The organism is Candidatus Villigracilis saccharophilus, from assembly GCF_016711665.1.
This window is the reverse complement of the sequence record NZ_JADJSO010000074.1, coordinates 41,345-62,708: the sequence shown is the minus strand read 5'-3', so window position 1 is coordinate 62,708 and position 21,364 is coordinate 41,345. Positions and strand designations below refer to the sequence as shown.

The 21,364-nt window shown below is 48.6% G+C and carries 17 protein-coding genes and 1 pseudogene; 15 read left to right on the top strand and 3 right to left on the bottom strand.

Annotated elements, in window-relative coordinates; translation table 11 throughout:
• Positions 1 to 886, bottom strand: an 886-nt coding sequence (locus IPL17_RS23510; RefSeq protein ID WP_345309526.1) for a 1,4-dihydroxy-2-naphthoate polyprenyltransferase, incomplete at its 3' end; no start/stop codon positions are given.
• Between the two features lie 45 nt (positions 887 to 931).
• On the opposite strand from IPL17_RS23510, the gene IPL17_RS23505 reads away from it, so the two are divergent.
• Complete coding sequence (locus IPL17_RS23505) at positions 932 to 1,624, top strand: ubiquinone/menaquinone biosynthesis methyltransferase (RefSeq protein ID WP_345309525.1); 693 nt, start codon at positions 932 to 934, stop codon at positions 1,622 to 1,624.
• Here IPL17_RS23505 and IPL17_RS23500 read toward each other — a convergent pair whose 3' ends face one another.
• Positions 1,625 to 2,857, bottom strand: coding sequence for an MFS transporter (locus tag IPL17_RS23500; protein WP_345309524.1), 1,233 nt, complete (start codon positions 2,855 to 2,857; stop codon positions 1,625 to 1,627). It lies immediately after the preceding gene.
• A gap of 47 nt (positions 2,858 to 2,904) precedes the next feature.
• Positions 2,905 to 3,867: a D-glycerate dehydrogenase gene (locus IPL17_RS23495; protein WP_345309523.1), complete on the bottom strand. Its 963-nt coding sequence runs from the start codon at positions 3,865 to 3,867 to the stop codon at positions 2,905 to 2,907.
• A gap of 21 nt (positions 3,868 to 3,888) precedes the next feature.
• Between IPL17_RS23495 and IPL17_RS23490 the strand changes: the two genes are divergently transcribed.
• The 14 genes and pseudogenes from IPL17_RS23490 (at position 3,889) to IPL17_RS23425 (ending at position 21,343) form a co-directional block, all read left to right on the top strand.
• Complete coding sequence (locus IPL17_RS23490) at positions 3,889 to 4,359, top strand: PaaI family thioesterase (RefSeq protein ID WP_345309522.1); 471 nt, start codon at positions 3,889 to 3,891, stop codon at positions 4,357 to 4,359.
• A 280-nt stretch (positions 4,360 to 4,639) separates the two neighbouring features.
• The gene (locus tag IPL17_RS23485) at positions 4,640 to 5,206 is read left to right on the top strand and encodes an RNA polymerase sigma factor (protein WP_345309521.1); all 567 of its coding nucleotides are present in this window, start codon (positions 4,640 to 4,642) and stop codon (positions 5,204 to 5,206) included.
• Complete coding sequence (locus IPL17_RS23480; RefSeq protein ID WP_345309520.1) at positions 5,203 to 7,581, top strand: LysM peptidoglycan-binding domain-containing protein; 2,379 nt, start codon at positions 5,203 to 5,205, stop codon at positions 7,579 to 7,581. The genes IPL17_RS23485 and IPL17_RS23480 overlap by 4 nt, the downstream gene beginning before the upstream one ends.
• Positions 7,582 to 7,624: 43 nt before the next feature.
• Positions 7,625 to 8,230: a trimeric intracellular cation channel family protein gene (locus tag IPL17_RS23475; protein WP_345309519.1), complete on the top strand. Its 606-nt coding sequence runs from the start codon at positions 7,625 to 7,627 to the stop codon at positions 8,228 to 8,230.
• A 37-nt stretch (positions 8,231 to 8,267) separates the two neighbouring features.
• A complete protein-coding gene (locus IPL17_RS23470) occupies positions 8,268 to 9,017 on the top strand; it encodes an FAD binding domain-containing protein (RefSeq protein WP_345309518.1) in 750 nt (249 codons plus the stop codon).
• Positions 9,018 to 9,160: 143 nt separating this feature from the next.
• Positions 9,161 to 10,078 (top strand): hypothetical protein, encoded by a 918-nt coding sequence (locus IPL17_RS23465; RefSeq protein ID WP_345309517.1) that lies wholly within the window; start codon positions 9,161 to 9,163, stop codon positions 10,076 to 10,078.
• Between the two features lie 179 nt (positions 10,079 to 10,257).
• Positions 10,258 to 10,644, top strand: coding sequence for a PilZ domain-containing protein (locus IPL17_RS23460; RefSeq protein ID WP_345309516.1), 387 nt, complete (start codon positions 10,258 to 10,260; stop codon positions 10,642 to 10,644).
• A 90-nt stretch (positions 10,645 to 10,734) separates the two neighbouring features.
• Positions 10,735 to 11,801, top strand: a pseudogene (locus IPL17_RS23455) (site-specific DNA-methyltransferase).
• A 54-nt stretch (positions 11,802 to 11,855) separates the two neighbouring features.
• Positions 11,856 to 14,765: an insulinase family protein gene (locus tag IPL17_RS23450; protein WP_345309515.1), complete on the top strand. Its 2,910-nt coding sequence runs from the start codon at positions 11,856 to 11,858 to the stop codon at positions 14,763 to 14,765.
• Between the two features lie 42 nt (positions 14,766 to 14,807).
• Complete coding sequence (locus IPL17_RS23445; protein ID WP_345309514.1) at positions 14,808 to 15,317, top strand: hypothetical protein; 510 nt, start codon at positions 14,808 to 14,810, stop codon at positions 15,315 to 15,317.
• 2 nt (positions 15,318 to 15,319) lie between these two features.
• Positions 15,320 to 15,832: a nucleotidyl transferase AbiEii/AbiGii toxin family protein gene (locus IPL17_RS23440; protein WP_345309513.1), complete on the top strand. Its 513-nt coding sequence runs from the start codon at positions 15,320 to 15,322 to the stop codon at positions 15,830 to 15,832.
• A gap of 24 nt (positions 15,833 to 15,856) precedes the next feature.
• Entirely contained in the window at positions 15,857 to 16,429 is a 573-nt protein-coding gene (locus tag IPL17_RS23435; protein WP_345309512.1) for a (2Fe-2S)-binding protein, read from the top strand.
• Positions 16,369 to 18,846, top strand: a complete 2,478-nt coding sequence (locus IPL17_RS23430; RefSeq protein WP_345309511.1) for a molybdopterin cofactor-binding domain-containing protein — start codon at positions 16,369 to 16,371, stop codon at positions 18,844 to 18,846. The genes IPL17_RS23435 and IPL17_RS23430 overlap by 61 nt, the downstream gene beginning before the upstream one ends.
• 79 nt (positions 18,847 to 18,925) lie before the next feature.
• A complete protein-coding gene (locus IPL17_RS23425) occupies positions 18,926 to 21,343 on the top strand; it encodes a transporter substrate-binding domain-containing protein (protein ID WP_345309510.1) in 2,418 nt (805 codons plus the stop codon).
• The last annotated feature ends 21 nt before the right edge of the window (positions 21,344 to 21,364 follow it).

Genomic DNA, 21,364 nt, shown 5'->3' with positions numbered 1-21,364 from the left:
ACGAAAGCAACATTCCCACCCAAAACAAAAGGCTATACAACAACGCGGTCTGACCTGTCCCGGCAAGCGCGGCATTCAACGGACGACCCGTCTGCGTGAATACTGTTCTCAAAGTTTTGATCGCTACTGGAAGTGAAAGCCATGCCAGCAATGAAGCGACAGGGATAATTTTCAAAATTACAAGAACTGCCAAAAGCAAATATGCAATCCCCATGCACAGAACATATTCTATCTTTGTGGCTTTTTCGCCGAGACGAACGGCCAATGTATATTTGCCTGCCTTGCGATCATTCTCAAGGTCGCGCAAATTATTGACCACCAAGATTGCAGTGATGATCAACCCGATCGGCACAGACATCCACCACGCGGCGGCGCTGACCGAGCCCACTTGCACAAAATATGTCCCTGCTACTGCGGCAAGGCCGAAGAAGATAAACACGAATACATCACCGAGTCCATAATAGCCAAGCGGGAATGGCCCGCCGGTATATGCTATCGCTGAGACAATAGCCGCGACGCCGATCCAGACCACGGTCCAGCCCCGAAGCGCTGCGAGGTAGAGTCCGCACAAAGCCGCCAGAGAAAAGATGATCCACATGCCGCGCTTGACCTGTGCAGGCGTAAGCAATCCCGCCTGAGTGACTCGCAACGGGCCTTGTCTCTCCGCCGTATCCGCGCCGCGCTCAAAGTCAAAAACATCGTTGGCAACATTACTTCCAATTTGTAAAAGCAACGCCACGAACAATGCCGCAAGCGCGGGCAAAAAATTAAATGAGCCATCGCGCCATGCCAGCGCGCTTCCCATCACCACGCCGGAAGCGGCGGCAGGTAAAGTGCGCGGACGGATCGCAAGCCACCATATTTGTAATAAGTTTTGCTTTTCCATAGCCGCGCAGTATAACGAACTTTCAGCGTTTATAATAGGCCAACTATGACCAACCTCACAGGACAGGAACGTTCCAAGTACGTGCAATCCATGTTCACAAAAATAGCGCATCGCTATGATTTGATGAATCGACTCATGACCGGCGGACAGGATATCCGCTGGAGAAAGCAAGTCATAAAACTTGCGCGATTAAAACCCAACGCATCACTGCTTGACCTGGGAACTGGCACCGGTGATCTGGCACGCGAGGCCCTTTTGCAGGAGCCGCAAGCGAAAGTTACTGCCGCAGATTTTACAATAGAGATGATGAGAGTTGGAAAGAAAAGCGGCAGCCTGCAATTCTCCGCGGCGGATGCGTTAAACCTGCCGTTCAAAGATTCCACCTTCGATGCGGTTGTCTCAGGTTTTCTGATGCGCAATGTGACAGATATTCAACAAGCCTTGAAGGAACAATATCGCACGCTCAAGTCCGGTGGTAGGATCGTGATCCTTGATACTACGCGCCCGAAGAAGAATATCCTCTCGCCGTTCATCTGGATTCACATGCACTTCATCATCCCCACCATTGGCGGTCTGCTTTCAGGGGAACGCGATGCTTATAATTATTTACCAGACACCACAGAAAACTTCCTCACGGCTGAGCAGCTTGCTGCACGCATGATCGCCGCGGGCTTCAAGAAAGTGGATTTCAAACGCTTGATGTTCGGCACGATCGGAATGCATTGGGGAGAAAAATGATCAATCCGCCTTGGCAGGCTGGAATTTTGGTTTGGAACCAAGCCGAATATGCAGGAAATAAAAAGCCAGCATGGCAACCACGCATAGAACACCCCCGATATACCAAACATAATTCGGGTTGTAATTATCAAAGACCAAACCCGCCGCCCATGGACCGATCATGGAAGGAACAGTCCATGTGAGGCCAAATACCGCCATATAGCGCGCACGCATCTCTTCCGGAGCGAAGGAGGCCGCCAGTACATTGCTGGTTGGCATACCCACCATCTCGCCTATGGTAACGATCACCATGGCAAGAATGAATAAGGGGATCGTGGCTACAAATCCGTACATGGTAAAGCCGATCATATAAAAGAATGTCGCGACCACCATCATCAAAAACGGGGGATACTTCTTGATGACCCGCGTGACCCAAAACTGAAAAAGCACAACGGTCACCGCGCTGGATGACATGATCAATCCATAGAACTGGGGATCCACATGATGGACATCACGCAAGTAGACTGACAATGAGCTGTACATTTGCTGGTAGACAAGAATCATCAAAATAGATGCAAAAATGAATGCAAAATATGGACGATCCAAGAGTGCGACACGGTAACCGCTCAAAGTCTGCCAGATCGATTCCTCTTCCGCCTTCTCTTTGGGCTGGGGCTTTGTTTCCGGCAACAGGCGGAATACAAGCAAAGCCGTGATGATACTAAGCACAGCATCCCCTAAGAATAAATAAAGGAAGTTATACGCCGCCAGAAAGCCGCCCATGGTGGGACCAATGATCCAGGCAAAATTTGAGATCACACGCATCATACCAAAGCCTTCAGCGCGTTTCTCTGCTGGAAGAATATCTGCAATCATGGCATTGTGAGCGGGATATGCGGCGCTCGATAATAGCCCCACAAAAATATTTACACTATAGAACAAATAAAACTTATTCACAAAACCAAGTGTAAGTCCACTCAAGGCACTGACGACCAATCCAAACAAAATAATGCCGCGCCGGCCAAAGCGGTCTGCCAGAGCGCCTCCGATCGTGCTGCCGATCAGACCTGCAATTGAATTCGTTGCAAGCAAAATTCCCGCCTGAGTCATGCCTACCCCAAATTTCTGCGTTACATATAAGGCAAAAAATGGCATGAGCAATGTATTTCCGATCACATCAATAAAGTGAGTACCAGCAACCACCCAAAATGTGGGCGGAAATTGATCATATGTTTTTTTCAGGCTTGCTAACATTTAACTCCTCGGGCTCAAAAGTATTTCTAAAATATCCCATGACTAAATTACACATACACTTCAGGATTCACGCAATTCGGCAAGCGCTCACCCTTCAAGCCCGCGATCAAATTCTCTGCCGCAAGCAGGGACATCATATTCCGTGTGTGTTGACTCGCGCTGCCAAGATGCGGGACGATGAGACAATTCCCCAGCTCGAGCAAGGGATGATCCATCGGTAAAGGTTCAGGGTCGGTGACATCCAACGCGGCGGCGAAAATCTTTTTGGATTTCAAGACATCATACAAAGCAGTTTGATCCACCACTCCGCCGCGTGAAGTGTTCACCAAAATAGAGTTTGATTTCATCTTCGCAAGAAACTCCGCATTGACCAGATGTCTAGTCCCTTCAGTCAACGGCACATGGATCGAGACAAAATCCGACACACGCAATAATGTATCAATGTCAACGGGATTTGCGCCATATGCAGGTTGAGCGGTCGGGTCGTAAAAGATCACGCGCATGTCAAATCCCTGGGCGCGTTTTGCCACGGCCCGACCAATTCTCCCGAAACCGATAATCCCCAAAGTCGCTCCGACAAAATCCGCGCCAAGCAGAAGTTTAGGATTCCATGTTTTCCAGCTTCCAGAACGGACGTATTTCTCCCCTTCCACAACTCGCCGCGCAGACGCGAACAACAAGGCAAAAGCCATATCAGCCGTGGCATCTGTCAATACACCAGGCGTATTACCGATCGGGATTCCACGGGCAGTGGCTGCGGCAACATCAATATGATCCACGCCAACTGACATACTGCTGATAACCTTTAGCTGAGGACCAGCTGCATCCATCAGTTCGCCGTCAATTTTTTCGGTGAGCAGGCAGAGCAGTCCATCCACGCCGCGAACTCGTTGTAGAAGCTCTTCGCGCGCAGGCGGCAAATCGGCAGACCAAATGTCACAAGTTGGAAAATGTTCCTTGACCAGAGCCAGCCCTCGGTCAGGGATGATGCGGGTGATGAATATTTTCATGGGCGGAGTATAATCCCGCGCATGTCCAAAATCAAACAACCCAACTCACGTCACTGTTTTATTTGCGGATTGGAAAATCCAATCGGCTTGCATCTACATTTTTATGAAACCGAGCCAGGTGTTGTCGAAACCATATATACCGCGCCTGATCATTTTCAAGGCTACCCCGGAGTTTTACATGGCGGGATTGTTGCAGCAATCTTAGATGAAACCAGCGGACGCGCGTTCATGGGCAGCGCCGATGCGCCGCGTTTTATGTTCACTGGAAAACTCGAAGTGAAGTATCGCAAGAATGTTCCAGTTGGGAAACCTTTGAAGATCGTTGGCAAAGCGATTAAGGATAGAAAAAAGTTTGTTGAAGCATGGGCGGGAATTTACGATGAAAGCGGAGAACTGCTGGCCGAGGCAAATGCGATTCATATCAACGTGCCACAGGGCAAATTGGATATGTCACAGCTGGATGAATTGGGCTGGAAGGTTTATCCTGATTGACCATGAAAAACCTGCTTGAGTGAAAAGTGCTCGGTGGAAGAAAACGGGTGTTGGTCCCCTCAGGGTTCGGCCCCCGGGGCGCCCGAAAATCTCCCGGTCTCCGTGTGGTCCGCGTCGCTGCGCGGCCGGGTCGGAACTGCCTCGCAAACTGTTTTCGAGCCCCCCGAAGCCCTAAACCCTTCCAAAAGCACGAGTGGGGAACCAAGTAATTATCTTTTCCCTGTTACCTTTTGACTGCCTCCTGTAACCTATTAAAGACAGGAGGTCTATGATCACAATCATGACTGAAAAAACACAAAGCACACCCGCTGACGAATTAAGTCTTGCGCGAGAAGCCGCAGTCAATGCGGATGCTTTTGCGGAGTTATATCGGCGCCATGTGACGCGCGTCTATCGTTATCATGCGGCACACACCGGCAATGTGAAAGATGCCGAAGATCTCACTTCGCAGACTTTCATGGCCGCGCTGGAGGGAATCCGCTCGTTTCGCGGAGATGCTCCCTTCGCGGCGTGGTTGATGGGGATCGCCTCAAAGAAACGATTCCTCTTTTTTCGCGGACGCAAGCCCGAGGTCCCGATCGAAGCGGCGCTTCATATTCCAAGTCCAAGCCTGCCGACTGATAAAGCGGCGTTCTCTCGCTTGCAAATCGAATCCATTTCCCGCGCCCTGAAACAGATCAGCGCCGACAGAGCCGAAGCACTAATCTTGCGTTTCTTCGGTGAGTTAAGCATGGCCGAAACAGGCCGCGTTCTAAACAAAAGCGAGGCGGCTGCCAAAATGCTGGTTGCACGCGGATTACAAGACTTGCGCGAACGAACTTCACTTGCATTGGAGGTGGAGAAATGAATCCCAAAGATAAAAAAATAATTGAGCTGCTTGAAAACACCGCACAAGCGATCAAACCAAATATGGTTTTTGAACATGAACTTGAAAAACGTCTGACTGCCGCGCATAAACCAAAGCCTGACCTATTCGCGTTTTTGCGCCAGAATATTTTTCCAACTTTAGGCTGGACAATTGCGCTGGTTATTTTGGTATCCGGGTTGAGTTGGGCAACCCGTTCGCTGGTATCGCGCACACCTGCCGCAGGCAATGGTTTCATTTGTCCTGTGACAGAACCGAACGGAAGCCTGCCGCCCGGTGAGACTGTTGAATCGCCAGAATATCTAGGCAACGGCGAATTGTGGACAGTTCTTTGGCCTGATGGCAAGGTGATGATGGAGCAGCACAATCAGGAAACCGATGGCTCGCTCAGCATGAAGTGGGGCTGGGTGCGGGCTGTGACTGGCGCGCTGACGATCGAAGGTCACCGGCTGGACGCAGAGGCGGAACCGCTTCGCGCTGACATCCCGGATGGGTACGGTGATACTGGATTCCAAGTCTCCGCTTTGATATTCCCCACCACCGGTTGTTGGGAAGTGACCGGGCGTGTCGGAGAATCGTCACTGACTTTCGTGACTGAAGTATTGTTTGAAGGAGTAAAGCCAACGCCTGTTGCAATACAGGAAATTTCCACACCCATTCCATCAACGCCTATCGCAAATGACGAAAATTATGATTGGCGCGACACAAAGCTGACTCTTTCACAGGCATTACCTGAGTCACCTGCTGAAGCAAAGGTGTATTCGCTGAAGCTGAGTCAGCCCGCGACAATGGATGAAGCCCGCGCGCTGGCGCAACAATTCGGATTGAATGGCGAAGTGACCGAGACACCGGGCGAAATCTCAGGATACTTTGATTATCTCATCATAGACGGCAAACAAAAGTTAACAGTCCGCTCGGATCACTACTTCACGTACTTTTCTGATTTTGAAAATTTCACATTAGGGAAACTTCCAGGAGGGCAAGCACTAGCCATCATTGACAATTTCCTCAAACAGTATCAGTTCAACTTTGCCTACAATATTGAAATGGCAATTGGAAATGAAGGCCGCCAATATGGTATCCTGCCGCTCACTCCTGATGGATATGAAATAAGCTTTGATTACATGACGCCGCTGCGATTCGATATCACATTGGATGACAACAGAAACATCATATTTTCAGGTTACCAGATAAACCTTGAACCATTGGAAGGTTTTGGCATTCGCACGGCAGAAGAAGCCTTCCAAAAAATCCTTGCTCCAAGTCAACAATTCGGCATGATGGAAATTTTCCGAGGCAATGGCGGTGGAGGCGGCGGCTCAAGTTTTTACAAGCTCAATTTGAGTGGAACGCCAGCGTCATTCCCAACTCCAACACCTGCTCCAATCTCAGACAGAAGCGAATATATCGTTCAGGAAGGGGATACACTCACTTCCATTGCAGAATCTCATGGCATCAATACCGAAGAATTAATGCAGATAAATGGATTATCCGAATCAAGAATATTTATTGGACAGGTACTTATCATCCCCAGACAACTTAATATCGGCCAACGATTTGAAGGCTTACGCGGACTCTTTACAGTTAATATTTACCGCAGTTCAAACGGCAGTCAACGCGTTGAATATGGCTTTATTCTCAAACAGGAAGATAGCCCAATTCCTTATATGCTTTTAGAAGGTAATGAACTAAGTAACCTGGAAAAATACCACAACCGCCCCGTGGACATCTGGGGCATTATCGACCGCTACGACAATTTTGGCAGGCCAATTATAAAAGTTGAAAGCTACGAAGCCCCATATCCAGATATCGAAATCCAAGTCCTACAAGGCACGCAAGAAAATATTGAATTGGATGGTAACACCGCAGTTCTTTTCACCACAAATGCTGGAGAAAAATATATTCAACTCCTCCCCGCAGGGGATTTAATGGTGGACCCAGGCATTGATCCGACCCAGCCGCAGCTCTTCATTGAAGGTTTTGTCATTCCAAACGAAACCTATGCTGGCTATCCTGCGTTCAGATATTTTACCGGCGGTCTCGTATTCAATCCGCAAGATGGAACGCCCATGGAATATGAAACCTCCATCGATCAACCTTATATTATGGAAGGTGTTCCAAATAATAATTCCATTCCACCAACTGCAACAATAGAAAAAGTGGATCTGGCATACTACATCAGAAATCCGATCTATTCCATGACTGATGCAAATGCAGGTGCTGACGCCCAATACCTCCAGCCTGTGTGGCGCTTCTATGGTCACTACAGCAACGGTGATGAATTTGAGATCCTTATCCAGGCACTGAAAGACGAATTCCTTTATCCTGAACTCGCCCCTAACACTCCACCGGGCTAAACAAGCTCTTTACCGCCATCTGATGAGATGGCGGTAAAATTTTATGATGGATCAACTTCTGCTCTTCCTTACTTACATCGCCGTTATAGCATCAGCCGTCTCAGGCGCACTCGAAGCGCGCAAACATGAAATGGACATCGTCGGCGCAACCACAATTGCATTCGTCACAGCCTTTGGCGGCGGCACCATGCGCGACCTGCTGCTTGGCCGCACGCCTGTCTTCTGGATCATCGACCCGTGGCTGACCGTCGCAGCTTTTGTTTCAGCAGCCATCTCGTTCTACCGCGTCAAGGGCATTTCAAACACGCCACTCATCATCGCAGACGCTGTCGGCCTTGGCCTGTTCAGTATTCTCGGCGCGACCTATGCGCTTCAACTTCAACTCTCATCGATTGTCGCCGTCCTTATGGGCATCGTCACAGGCATATTTGGCGGTGTCCTGCGCGACTTGTTATGTAACAAAATCCCCAACGTTTTCCGTAACAACACTGAACTCTACGCCACATGTTCATTCATCGGCACGTGGATATTTATCATCCTCACGTGGTTTCATATCAACACTCTTTTCGCTTCGGCCATTGGCGCAATTACCATTTTTATTTTGCGTTTGCTCGCTGTAAAATTTAAAATGACTCTGCCATCGCCATAAGCCTGTATAATACAGAAGAATTTCACGGAGGCACACCATGATCACAACTTATCACCGCCCGCAAACATTGGAAGAAGCCTTGACTCTTTTGACACAGCCCAACACAGTTCCGCTTGGAGGAGGCACGCTTCTCTCCCAGCCAACAACTGATTCTGTCCAAGCGGTTGACCTTCAAGCTTTGGGCTTGGATTCGCTAACCAAAAAAGGCAACGACCTCGAAATTGGTGCAACATGTACGCTACAATCACTACTTGAAAATGAAAATTGTCCCGAAACATTAAAGACCGCCATCAAACTCGAAGCACCGATCAACATCCGCAACTCGGCAACTGTGGCAGGCACACTCGTCGCAAGCGACGGACGCTCGCCATTTGCAACAGCACTGCTGGCGATGGATACAAAAATCGAAAAGGCGATATTTGATCATTCAAAAATCGAATACCAAATATCGAACATTGGTGAATATCTTCCACTGCGTCCAACGAATCTCATCACAAAGATCATCCTACCGCTCAATACCAAATTTGCCTTTGAATTTGTCTCCCGCACACCCGCAGACAAACCCATTATCTGTGCCGCAGTGACTCAATGGGGTTCAGGCCGCACACGCCTCGCCCTTGGCGGTTACGGCAAGAGTCCCATTCTGGCAATGGACGGAACAGAAGACGAGGGTCTCGAAGCCGCAGCACGCAACGCCTATCATGAAGCGATGGATGAATGGGCATCTGCTGAATATCGGATGGAGATCGCAGCAGTGTTAGCAAGAAGATGCAAAGATACCCTTTAAGTAAGCATAAAATCGAATGCCCCATTACAAATGGGGCATTCGATTTTAGATACCAAGAATTGATTTTTTTTGCTCAATGAGTATAATCATTTTTATATAGTGGCGTTGTTCCATAATATTTATCGGTTTTTACTGGAGGCAGTATGTCCAACCTGGAACAAGACGAACCCAACTTGACCAGCGAAATAGCTTCAGAAAACCCAGGCCAAGGTCAGTTTTGGAAGAAAGTTACTCAACGACTGGACTCTTTTTTTGACGCACTCTATCGAAACCGCTGGACAGCTGAGCCGCCGCAACTGATCGAAGGGCAGGTTTGGGGAATGCCGCCGATCGCCTTTCATTTTCCATGGATATCTGATTCGTCCGCTGAAAACCCGCCACAAAAAAGTTCCTATTTTCTATATTATTTTCAAAGTCAGGGTTACGGACCAACTCCAAATGAGTGCGTCACCACTTCTACTCTGATCAGCATGAACATGATCAAAGATTGGCTGGCTTCCCAGCATGGTCATCCCATTGAACGCAATCAAAGTATTGAAGAATACACACACCACCTGGATACCATCGGTTTGCGGGGTTGGCGATATAGGTTTTCAACCCACAGTCCATTGCCCGGAATGATGACGCCCTGGCAGGCAGTCATCACTTTAAAGGATTTTGCGCGCGGTCTACAAAAAAAATACGGTAAATCGTTTCGCGTGAAGTTGAGTGCCGGCCATAAACTCCATGATATTATTGATCAGTTGCGTGAGGGCAGCCTTATTCTCATCCATGGAGCCTGGCAAACAACACTTGATCGAAGCAATAAAAATTTTAGGTACAATGTTTTACACGCGCTCATGGGTGGAACCCCTCATACAATGATACTCATAGGATACGACAGCGCCACCTTGCAGTGGCTATTGCTTAACCCGGCTGACCCATGGCCTGTCAATAAACACAGCCAAGTCACCCCCAAAATATATAAAATGAACACCCAGCAGTTAATGGACTTCTGGGGCAGAAAATTTCTGTTTTACCCGCCCCGTTTCTCATTCACAACGATCACTATAGATGTTTGAGATTCAACAGGATTTCCAAACGGCCCAATGAATTATTTTTCGATTCTATGAAGGTATAATCTGACCGCAGACAGCCTCACAAGACAATCGACTTTCCAAAGATCGTCCTTTTAGGTAGTTTCTCTTGATTTCGAATCTTTTTTATAATATTATGTAAATGATGGAATGAGGTGAATACCATGGTCAACGAACAAAGAAAAGTGGAACGCCGCGATTTCACGTATTACATGAAAGTGACTGATGCAGGCACCGGAAGTTTGGTCGGCTATCTGGTGGACATTAGTACAGGCGGATTTAAATTGGATAGCGAAAAATCAATATCCGTCGGGAAGGATTTTCGCCTTCATATCGAGCTTAGCGGGGATATCTCCAATAAATCTTCGCTGATATTTTCTGCGCGCAGTATTTGGTGTCAGCCGGACAACATCGTCCCTAATACATTCAAGATCGGTTTTCAAATTATCGGATTAAGTTCCGGTGACGCCATTATCTTTCAACGCATGTACGATAAATATGCCGCATCAAGAAATAACAACAGACAAAACTATAATTCTATAAAGGGATGACCAAAACGAGCCAGCCTCTATGTGAACGGACGGTTAATCCCGTCCGTTTTTTTATTCATATCTGCTTTCTTATGCGTGTATAATCGCATTGTGACACTCCCCTTGAACCAGATATTGCAAGGTAATTGCATCGAGATTCTCAAGTCACTGCCAGAGAATTCGGTGGATTTGGTATTCGCCGACCCCCCTTATAACCTTCAACTTCAAAATGATTTGTATCGTCCCGACTTGAGCAAGGTGGATGCGGTCAATAACAAGTGGGACAAGTTCAATAGCTTTGCAGAGTATGACGATTTCACGCAAGAGTGGCTATCCGCAACAAGAAGCGTATTAAAAGAGACGGGCACGATTTGGGTCATCGGCTCATATCATAATATTTATCGCGTTGGCGCGATCATGCAGGATCTGGGATTTTGGATTTTGAATGACATCATCTGGCTGAAGACAAATCCGATGCCAAATTTTCGCGGCGTAAGATTCACCAACGCACATGAGACCATGATCTGGGCGCAAAAGAAAAAGGCGCAAAATATATTTTCAATCATCATTCGATGAAAGCCTTGAACGATGATCTGCAAATGCGGTCGGATTGGGTTCTGCCGTTGGCGACTGGAAAAGAGCGCATCAAATCCAACGGTACAAAGGCTCACCCAACCCAGAAACCAGAGTCGCTGTTATATCGTGTGATGATGTCCAGCAGTAATATTGGGGATGTGATCCTTGATCCATTCTTTGGAAGCGGAACAACTGGCGCAGTGGCGAAGAAGCTCGGACGAAATTACATCGGCATCGAGCGTGATAAGAAATATGTCAAGGTGGCTCAGAAGCGCATCGACGCTGTTGAGCAGTCCCCTGCCGAGGCATTGACTCTGCCCGAGAAACGGAATCAGGCACGGGTCCCGTTTGGGGCGCTGCTTGAGGCGGGCCTCTTAAGTGCGGGCCAGAAATTATTCTTTAAAGAAGATAAATCCATCAGCGTTGTAATTCTATCGAATGGACATTTGAAATATAAAGATCAAGTTGGTTCGATCCATTCAATGGCAAAATCGCTGGCAGGCGGCGCGGTCAATGGCTGGGATATGTGGTTGTATAAAGAGAATGGCAAGTTGAAAGTGATCGATGAGTTGAGAGAAAAGATAAGAGCGTCGAAGGTCTAAGGTCAAAAGTCCGACCTTTGACTTTCAAACCTTGACAAACAAACAGGAGACCAAATGTCCAAGGCATTTAACCTTATTGAAGAAAAATATATTCCCGAATTGAACTCCACGGCAAAACTGTACGCGCACAAACGCACGGGTGCGCGGCTGCTTTCAATCATCAATGATGACGAGAACAAAGTGTTTTCGATCAACTTCCGCACGACGCCGAAAGACTCAACGGGCGTGGCGCATATTTTGGAACATTCTGTTTTGGGCGGATCGGAAAAGTATCCTGTCAAGGAACCGTTCGTGGAATTGTTGAAAGGCTCGCTGGCGACATTCGTCAATGCGTTTACCTTTCCTGACAAGACCTGCTATCCCGTAGCGAGCCAGAACTTGCAGGATTTCTACAACTTGATCGATGTGTACATGGATGCAGTTCTGCATCCGCTCATCACGAGGGAAACGCTGATGCAGGAAGGCTGGCACTTCGAGATCAACAATCCCGATGAACCGCTGACTTATAAAGGCGTGGTCTTCAACGAAATGAAAGGCGCGTACTCATCACCCGACGGGGTTTTGCAAAGCCGCGTGATGGAGTCACTGTTCCCCAAACACCTTTACGGAGTTGACTCAGGCGGCGACCCGCGTCATATCCCCGACCTTACTTACGAGAATTTCAGAAATTTCTGGGAGACCTACTATCACCCATCCAACGCGTTCATCTTTATGTACGGAAATGATGATCCTGAAAAACGCCTCAAGTTGATGGAAGGTTATCTCAAAGGTTATAAGAAAAAGAAAGTTAAATCTGCCGTTCCATTGGCCAAGCCGTTCAAGCGCGCCAAGAAAGTTGAATACGCTTACGACGCGGGCAGTGACTCGGAACTTGAAAACAAAAATTATCTCGTGGTCAATTGGTTAATGCCCGACACATCGGATGAAGTCTTGAGTTTCAGCATGGGAATTCTCGCCAACATTTTGATCGGCACGCCCGCGTCACCGCTCAAGAAGGCGCTCATGGATTCAGGTCTCGGTGAAGATCTAGCTGGCCTCGGTTTGGAAAGTGACATGCGTCAGATGATTTTCTCGACGGGTCTCAAAGGCACGCGCGCGCGTCATGCGAAGAAAATTGAAAAACTCATTTTCACCACGCTTGAAAATCTCGTGCGCGACGGCATCGACCCCGACACCATCGCGGCGGCGATCAACACCGCTGAGTTCCGTCTGCGCGAAAACAACACAGGCTCGTTCCCGCGCGGCATTGCGCTCATGCTGCGCGCCCTCACCACCTGGCTGTATGACGACTCCCCTTTCAAGATGCTCGGCTTCGAAGATTCACTCAAAGAGATTCGAACACGATTGTCTGCCGACAAGAATTATTTTGAAAAGTTGATTCAGACTCACCTGCTGGACAATGCGCACCGCACGATATTGCGCCTCACCCCTGACCCTGAATTGGGTCGCCGTTTCGACGAAGATGAAAAATCGCGGCTGGAAGCGATCCGCTCCGCGCTCAATGAAAGTCAAATTGCTGAGTTGGTGGAACAGACAAAGAAGCTCAAAGAATTACAGGAGACACCAAATTCAAATGAAGCATTGGAGACTCTGCCCTTCTTAAAGTTGGAAGACCTCGATAAAAAGAGCAACTCTGTCCCAGTGGAAGAAATGCAATTGCAGGATACGACCACGCTCTATCATGATCTATTCACGAATGGGATCGTCTATCTCGATCTCGGCTTTGATCTGCACGCCCTCCCCGCAGACCTGCTTCCGCTCACGGAGATCTTCGGGCGCGCGCTGTTCGAGATGGGGACAGATACCGAAGATTACACCAAACTGTCGCAGCGGATCGGGAAAAGCACGGGCGGAATCTATGCCGATGCGGTCAGCGTGACAGCTCTCGGGTCAAGAGAGAGCGTGATCAAGCTGTTTATCAGAGGCAAATCCACAGTAGCGCAATCTGCCGAGATGTTGAACATCCTCAAAGATGTGCTCCTCAAAACAAATTTCGATAACCGCAAACGACTCAAACAAATGGTGTTGGAAGAAAAGGCTGGGCTCGAATCAGGGCTGGTGCCCGGCGGACATAGTTTCGTGAACACACGCCTGCGCGCGCAGTTCAATGAATCGGGCTGGGCCAATGACCAGATGAAAGGCATCGCGTATTTGTTTGCCCTGCGCGAACTCGCGAATGACATTGATAAAAAATGGAAGTCGGTGTTGAAGCGGTTTGAGAAGATCCGCGATCTGCTCATCAACCGCAACGCGCTGATCTGCAATGTGACTCTCGACGGCGAAAGTTGGAAGACATTCAAACCGCAATTTGAATCATTCCTCGCAGAAATCCCGTCAAAGAATGTAAAACTTTCACCCTTTAACTTTCACCCTTCAACCCAAAAAGAAGGCTTTACCATCCCCGCGCAAGTCAACTACGTTGGCAAAGGCGCGAACCTGTATGAACTCGGTTATCAACACGACGGCTCTGTCGAGGTCATTTTGGGATATTTGCGCCTGACACATCTTTGGGAAAAGATCAGAATCCTCGGCGGCGCGTACGGAGCCTTCTCGGTCTTCGATGACCGCTCCGGCGTGATAACCTTTATATCGTATCGCGACCCCAACCTTGCGGGCACATTGGAAAACTACGACAAGTCTGCCGAATTCCTGAAGAACCTTGATGCGTCACGACTTTCAGATTCGGAATTAACCAAAGCCATCATCGCCGCCATCGGTGACCTGGATGCCTATCAATTACCAGACGCAAAGGGATATACTTCGCTGATGCGTTATCTCACTGGCCGCACCGATGAAATGCGACAGAAGACCCGCGACCAAATTCTTTCCACGAACGGCGAAGATTTTATTGCCTTCGGTGAAATTTTGGAAAAGGTCGCGCAATCAGATGCCGTTGCGGTGATCGGTTCACAAAGCGCGATTGAGTCCGCGAATATTGGATTGAAGGTTACGAAGGTTTTGTAGAAAATAAAAGTCATAGGATGATATTAAAATCGTGGAAGGTAAATGAACACCCCAACACTTGAAGACCAACTGGTTTCCGAACTCTGGGCACGGGATGTGCGATTCTTGATGGGACGCCAATTCAGCGCAACACCTTTGCTTGCCCCCGCGAATCTCATCGCAGGACTGGCACAGAGTGCAAATGCGCGTGTGCGCTTCTCTCTGATTCCCTTCTTCTTGCGCCACCCTGAATTCTCCGCCGAGGTTGAAAACGCAGATAAATCGCTTTCGTCGCAAATAAATCAATATGTGCTTCGGTTTTACTATACCGCCGCCGTATATCTTCAAAGAAAATATCAGGAACGATTAATCCGTATCCTTGGAAAACAACCCCAACTGCCAGATTTGTTTTCCAGCAAATTAGGTGTTCTGCCAGAGACAAACCCCGACCAGGCTCTCGCAGAACTTGCAAGACGGCACAAAATCCTGAGCGGCCAATTCGTCAATTGGCTTGGGACGTATGAACATGCGGCAGAAGTCTGGTTAAAACAAATGGAATTACAAAAGGCGTAATCGTGGACTATATAGAACTTCAAACTGTTTTGACCCAATTGGGAGAACGTCTTCCACCCGCTTCCCGCTTAACTCTGATTGGCGGCAGCGCGTTGATCCTGCTTGGAAGTCCGCGCTTGACTGTGGACATTGACTTTGTCGGTGACGATGTTAACCCAAATGAATTGCATCGCCAGATCATCCAAATCGCTAGCGAATTGAAAATTCAGATTGAACCCGTTCCAATCGAACGTTTCATTCCCCTGCCAAAAGGAAGCGAACAGCGTGCCATCCCCATCGCCCAATTTGGGAACTTGAATGTTTATGTTGCAGACCCTTACAGCATCGCGCTCAGCAAAGTAGATCGTGGTTTGGATAGTGACTTGGAAGACCTGGTCTTTTTAATTCAAGGCGGCCATATTAATCTGAAAGAACTGGAAACATTTGTACAAAATGCAGTATCACAAGCGCGAAAATTCGATCTCCATCCCGACATACTTGAGCATCTGCAAGAGTTACAATCACGGTTGAAATAATTTAGCAGCGCAACAGGAGTTCCTATGAACATCACACTACACATCAACGGCATTGACTACAACATTGATACCGCCCCATCCACCACCCTGCTCTCCGCCCTGCGCGGACTTGGCTTCCACGGAGTCAAGTTTGGCGATGAAGGCGGCTTGAGCGGTTCGGATACGATTTTGCTTGATGGCAAACCTGTCAACGCGGGATCACTGCTGGCCGCGCAGGCTGAAGGTCACAAGATCGCCACCATCGAAGCGCTTGGTGAACATCCCGAACAGGGTTGGAAGTTGACCGATGGCCTGCATCCACTGCAAAAGGCGTTCGTTGAATCGGGCGCGATCCAGTGCGGTTACTGCACGCCCGCGCAAATCCTCGCCGCGAAATCATTGCTTGAAAAGAATCCGAATCCCAGTGAAGCCGAAGTCCGCGAGGCAATTTCTGGCGTGCTCTGCCGCTGCACGGGCTATCTCAAACCTGTGCAGGCTGTCTTGAAAGCCGCTGCAGAATTAAGGGGCGATGCGCCGCTCGAACTTGGTTCCATTCAATGGGATTTCGGCACGCCAAAGATGACTCCCCTCAAGATGACGCCCCCGCTTCAAACCTGACGGGTGTGCAGGTTCGGCCAAAAGTGGTTTTAGCTCCCGAATCAAAGACCTACCAAACCGTCGGCAAGCCAGAGATCAAAGTGGACGCGGTCAAACTGGTGCAAGGCAAACCCGCCTTCGCCGCAGATTTCGAAAAGCGCGGAATGCTGCACGCAAAAGTTTTACATTCACCGCACGCGCACGCATTAATTAAAAATATCGATACCAGCAAAGCCAAGGCGCTGGATGGTGTTGCGGCAGTCCTCACGTGGCAGGATCTGCCGCGGGTCGTATATTCCACTGCAGGGCAGTCAGACCCGATCCCCGGTCCGCTGGATGCGTTTTCGCTGGATAAAAAAGTCCGCTTCGTTGGTGACCGAGTGGCATTCGTCGCCGCAGAAACTGCCGAGATCGCAGAACAAGCGCTCGCGTTGATCGATGTCGAATACGAAATCCTGCCCGCGATTTTGAACTCCACAGAATCAATGACCAGCACCACAAAGATCCATGACGAACCTGAGTATGTAAATTTTGCAGATTCCAATCCTGACAAAAATCTGGCGGCGCATATCCGCATTGACATTGGCGATGTCGAAAAAGGTTTCAGAGATGCAGATGTGATCTTTGAAGCGAATTACGAAGTGCCAAAAGTTCAACAGGCGCACATCGAGCCGCATGTGGTTGTGACCTATTGGGACGAAGATGACCGATTGGTCATCCGCACATCCACACAAGTACCGTTCCATGTGCGCAGAATGATGGCGCCAGTATTGGGCCTGCCCGTGAAGCGAATCCGCGTGATCAAACCGCGCATCGGCGGCGGCTTCGGCGGCAAACAGGAAGTGTTGATGGAAGATGTAGCCGCGCATTTGACGATTGCCACCAAACAGCCAGTGATGTACGAATACACACGCGAAGAGGAATTTATCGCCGCGCGTTCACGTCACCCGATGCGTGTGCAAATGAAAACTGGCGTAAAGAGAGATGGCACAATCACAGCCAATTCCATGTATGCGCTATCTGATACAGGTGCATACGGCTGTCATGCGTTGACAGTGACTGGCAACACCGGTCACAAGGCAATGGCGTTATATGTTGGCGATGGAGAATATCGCAAAGCGCCGAACATCCGCTTTTATGCAGACGTGGTTTACACCAACACGCCACCCGCTGGAGCCTTCCGCGGCTACGGTGTGCCGCAAGGATATTGGCCACTTGACCGTCACATGGAAAAGATCGCGCGCACCATGGGCTTTGACCCAATTGACTTCCGCTTGAAGAATGCAATCCACGCTGGAGAATATCACCCATTTTCAGTGGCATGGAATGAAGGACGTGAGCCGCGCCCTGAGATCATCCAGACTGTCGGCCTTGAGCAATGCGTGGCGCAAGCCCGCGCTGCAATAGGCTGGGATGATAAGTTTGGAAACGAAGAATGGCACTCTGGACGATGGACCGAAGACCATAGACCGTCCACCGTCCACCGTCCACCGTCCCTCCGCAAGGGTATCGGTGTGGCAATGGTTATGCAAGGCACGGCCATTCCGTATCTCGATATGGGCGGAGCATCCATCAAAATGAATGATGATGGTTCATTCAACCTGCTCGTGGGCGCAACAGATCTGGGAACTGGATCGGATACAGTTCTCGCGCAAATGGCGGCGGAAGTTTTGGGCGTTCCGATCGAAGATGTGATCTGCTACTCATCCGACACAGATTTCACACCGTTTGATGTAGGAGCATACGCATCATCCACGACTTATATCTCAGGCACTGCGGCTGTCAATGCGGCCAAGATCGTGGCAGAGAGGATTCGAGTCCGCGCGGCGATGATCCTGAAACTTGACAAACATGATGACATCAAGCTGGAAAATCGGCAAGCTATCGCTCCCGATGGACGGTCAGTATCCATGGCTGAGATCGCATTGGATAGTTTGCACAAAAATAATCAGGAACAGATCATGGGCGTGGCGAGCTACGTCTCGCATGTCTCGCCGCCTCCGTACGCGGCACAATTCGCCGAAGTGACTGTGGACACTGAAACAGGCGCGGTCACTGTGGACAGACTCGTGATGGCGGTTGATTCAGGCATCATCATCAACCCGCAGACAGCGTCAGGTCAGATCGAAGGCGGAATGACCCAGGCTCTTGGGTATGCCATCAATGAAGAAATGCGCTACGATGACAAAGGCCGCGCCTACGAACGTGACTTTGACCGCTACCATCTCTTCCGCGCTGACGAGATGCCAGAACTGGAAACAATTTTCGTTGAGACATTTGAACCGAGCCATCCTTTCGGAGTCAAAGCTGTTGCCGAGATTCCCATGGACGGGGTCGCTCCTGCAGTCGGTAACGCCATCCTGGATGCCATTGGCGTGAATGTGGATGAAATTCCTCTTACCCCCGAAAGAGTGTGGAGGGCGATCAAGCATCAGTAAACAGCAGCAGGCCGCGCTGGGAAAAAATCCGAATTATTCCCTCATATAAATATTCCTTAAATATTGGAGAGATTTCGCGTTGGAAACCGCAAGAACAAGAGTCTTTGTTCCATTATCAACTTTAACAGCCAATAAAAAATGGCTTATTTCACCCAAGTCGAATTTAATGATTTGGGTGAAATTATGTTTGGTAGCGGTGTTGGTTTCCATTCTGACATCCTGCGCGACCATACCAACGACCCAATCATCCATCAAAAGCATCCGTGTTGTGATGGATAACAATTACCCGCCTTACGCATTTATGGATGAAAATGGAGATATGCAGGGTATCCTTGTTGACCAATGGAAGGCTTGGGAAACACATACCAATGTTAAAGTTGAGGTTGTCGGGCTGCACTGGGATAAAGCGCTCGCAGGAATGAAAGCTGGTGAGTTCGATGTAATTGATACGATATTCTTAACAGAAGAACGCGCCAAAATTTACGATTTCACAGATCCCTACACCCAGATCAATGTAAATATATATTACCCAAGTAATTTTTTGGGGTTGGCGGATGCGGGCAACCTCAAAGGATTTCGAGTTGCAGTGAAAGCGGGAGACGCGAATGCCGATTATTTGATCAGCCAGGGCGTGACCAATCTGGTGTATTACAACAGCTACGAGGAAATCATTCAGGCGGCATCCAGAAAAGATGAAGCCATTTTTGTAGTTGACGAACCACCTGCTATCTATTTTTTACAAAAATATAATATCCAAAATGATTTCCATTATTCCGAGCCATTATATAGCGGTGAATTCCATCGCGCGGTCCAAAAAGGAAACTCGGAACTTCTCGCTCTCGTGAATCATGGCTTTTCAAGCATAAGCAAAGGGGAATATCAGACGATCAACGACCGTTGGTTTGGAAAGCAGTATCCGAAAAATCTGGATGAGATCATATATTATCTAGGCATTGGGATCGCACTAACCCTCCTCATCATTTCTATCCTTGTCGTTTTCAACAGGTCACTTCAGGTTCGTGTTGAGAAACGCACACAGGAATTGGAGGCAGCGCTCTCAAACTTGAAGATCTCAGAGGCGCAATTCCGCGACTCAATTGAGTTCCTCCCCATCCCGATCAGTATCTCGGACGCGGAAGGCAACATCCTCACGGTCAACCATAAATTCACTGAAAATTATGGTTATACGCTGGAGGATATGTCCACCATACCGGAGTGGATGCTGAAAGCATATCCGAATCCCGAACATCGCGAAAAAGTCGTTAAGCAATGGACAAAAGACGTAGCCACCGCCCGGCAGTTTGAAGCCACTACGCCATTGCGGGAATACGAGATCACCGGCAAGGACGGGCTGCTCCATACTACTGAAATTCTGATGCGCCCTGTCAAAAAATTATGGGTGGCATCCTTTATCGAAATAACCGAGCATAAACGGACAGAGAAAATAATTCGGGAAAGCGAAAACCGTTTCCGCACGCTTTTTGAAGACTCACCCCTTCCTCTTTTGGAAGAGGATTACTCGGTAGCAAAAAAATATATTGATCAGTTAAAGAATTCGGGGATTCAGGATCTGGTAAATTTCTTAGATCAAAACCTCGAGGAAGCAAAAAAACTGGCAGAAATGGTGCGCATCGTGGATGTCAACACAGCCGCTGTAAAGTGGTACGGCGTCACTAACAAACAAGCACTGCAAGTCCGCCTTAGTGAATTGATCGAACCTGGGGAATACAGAAGTTTCACCGATGAATTAATGCTCCTTATTAAAGGAGCAAAACACTATGAGGTCGCCATTTCCCGCCCAAGCCGGAATGGCGCTCAAATACATTTGATCATCAATGGCACAATCGCTCCGGGATATGAAGAAACGTGGGGCAGGGTGCTGGTATCCATTCTCGATATTACCGAAAGCAAGCAGGCAGAGGAAAATCTCGCGGAAGCATACGATACAACCCTTGAAGGCTGGGCAAACGCACTGGAACTGCGGGACAAGGAAACAGAAGGACATTCACGCCGTGTGACAGAAACAACAGTGATTATCGCAAGAAAAATGGGGATGAAAGAGTCGGATCTTTTAGACATCCGCCGCGGCGCCATCCTGCATGACATAGGCAAAATGGCAATTCCTGATGAAATTCTAAAAAAGCAGGGACCTCTTTCAATTGACGAGCGCGAAATTGTCAATCACCATCCGCAAGTTGCCTTCGATTTATTGTCCAAAATACCCTATCTCAAAAAAGCTCTTGAGATCCCATTCTGCCACCATGAAAAATGGGACGGAACCGGCTATCCGCGCGGATTGATAGGAGAGAACATTCCCATAACAGCCCGCATCTTTGCTGTGATCGATGTGTGGGATGCGCTATCTAATGATCGACCCTATCGAAAAGCCTGGGACAAAGATAAGGTGATCGAGTATTTACGCAACGAATCCGGCCGTCATTTCGATCCGGTTATTTTAAAAATGTTTTTAGAGCTGGTTGAAAAAGGAGAGATATAATTCATATGCATTGCCCCGTAA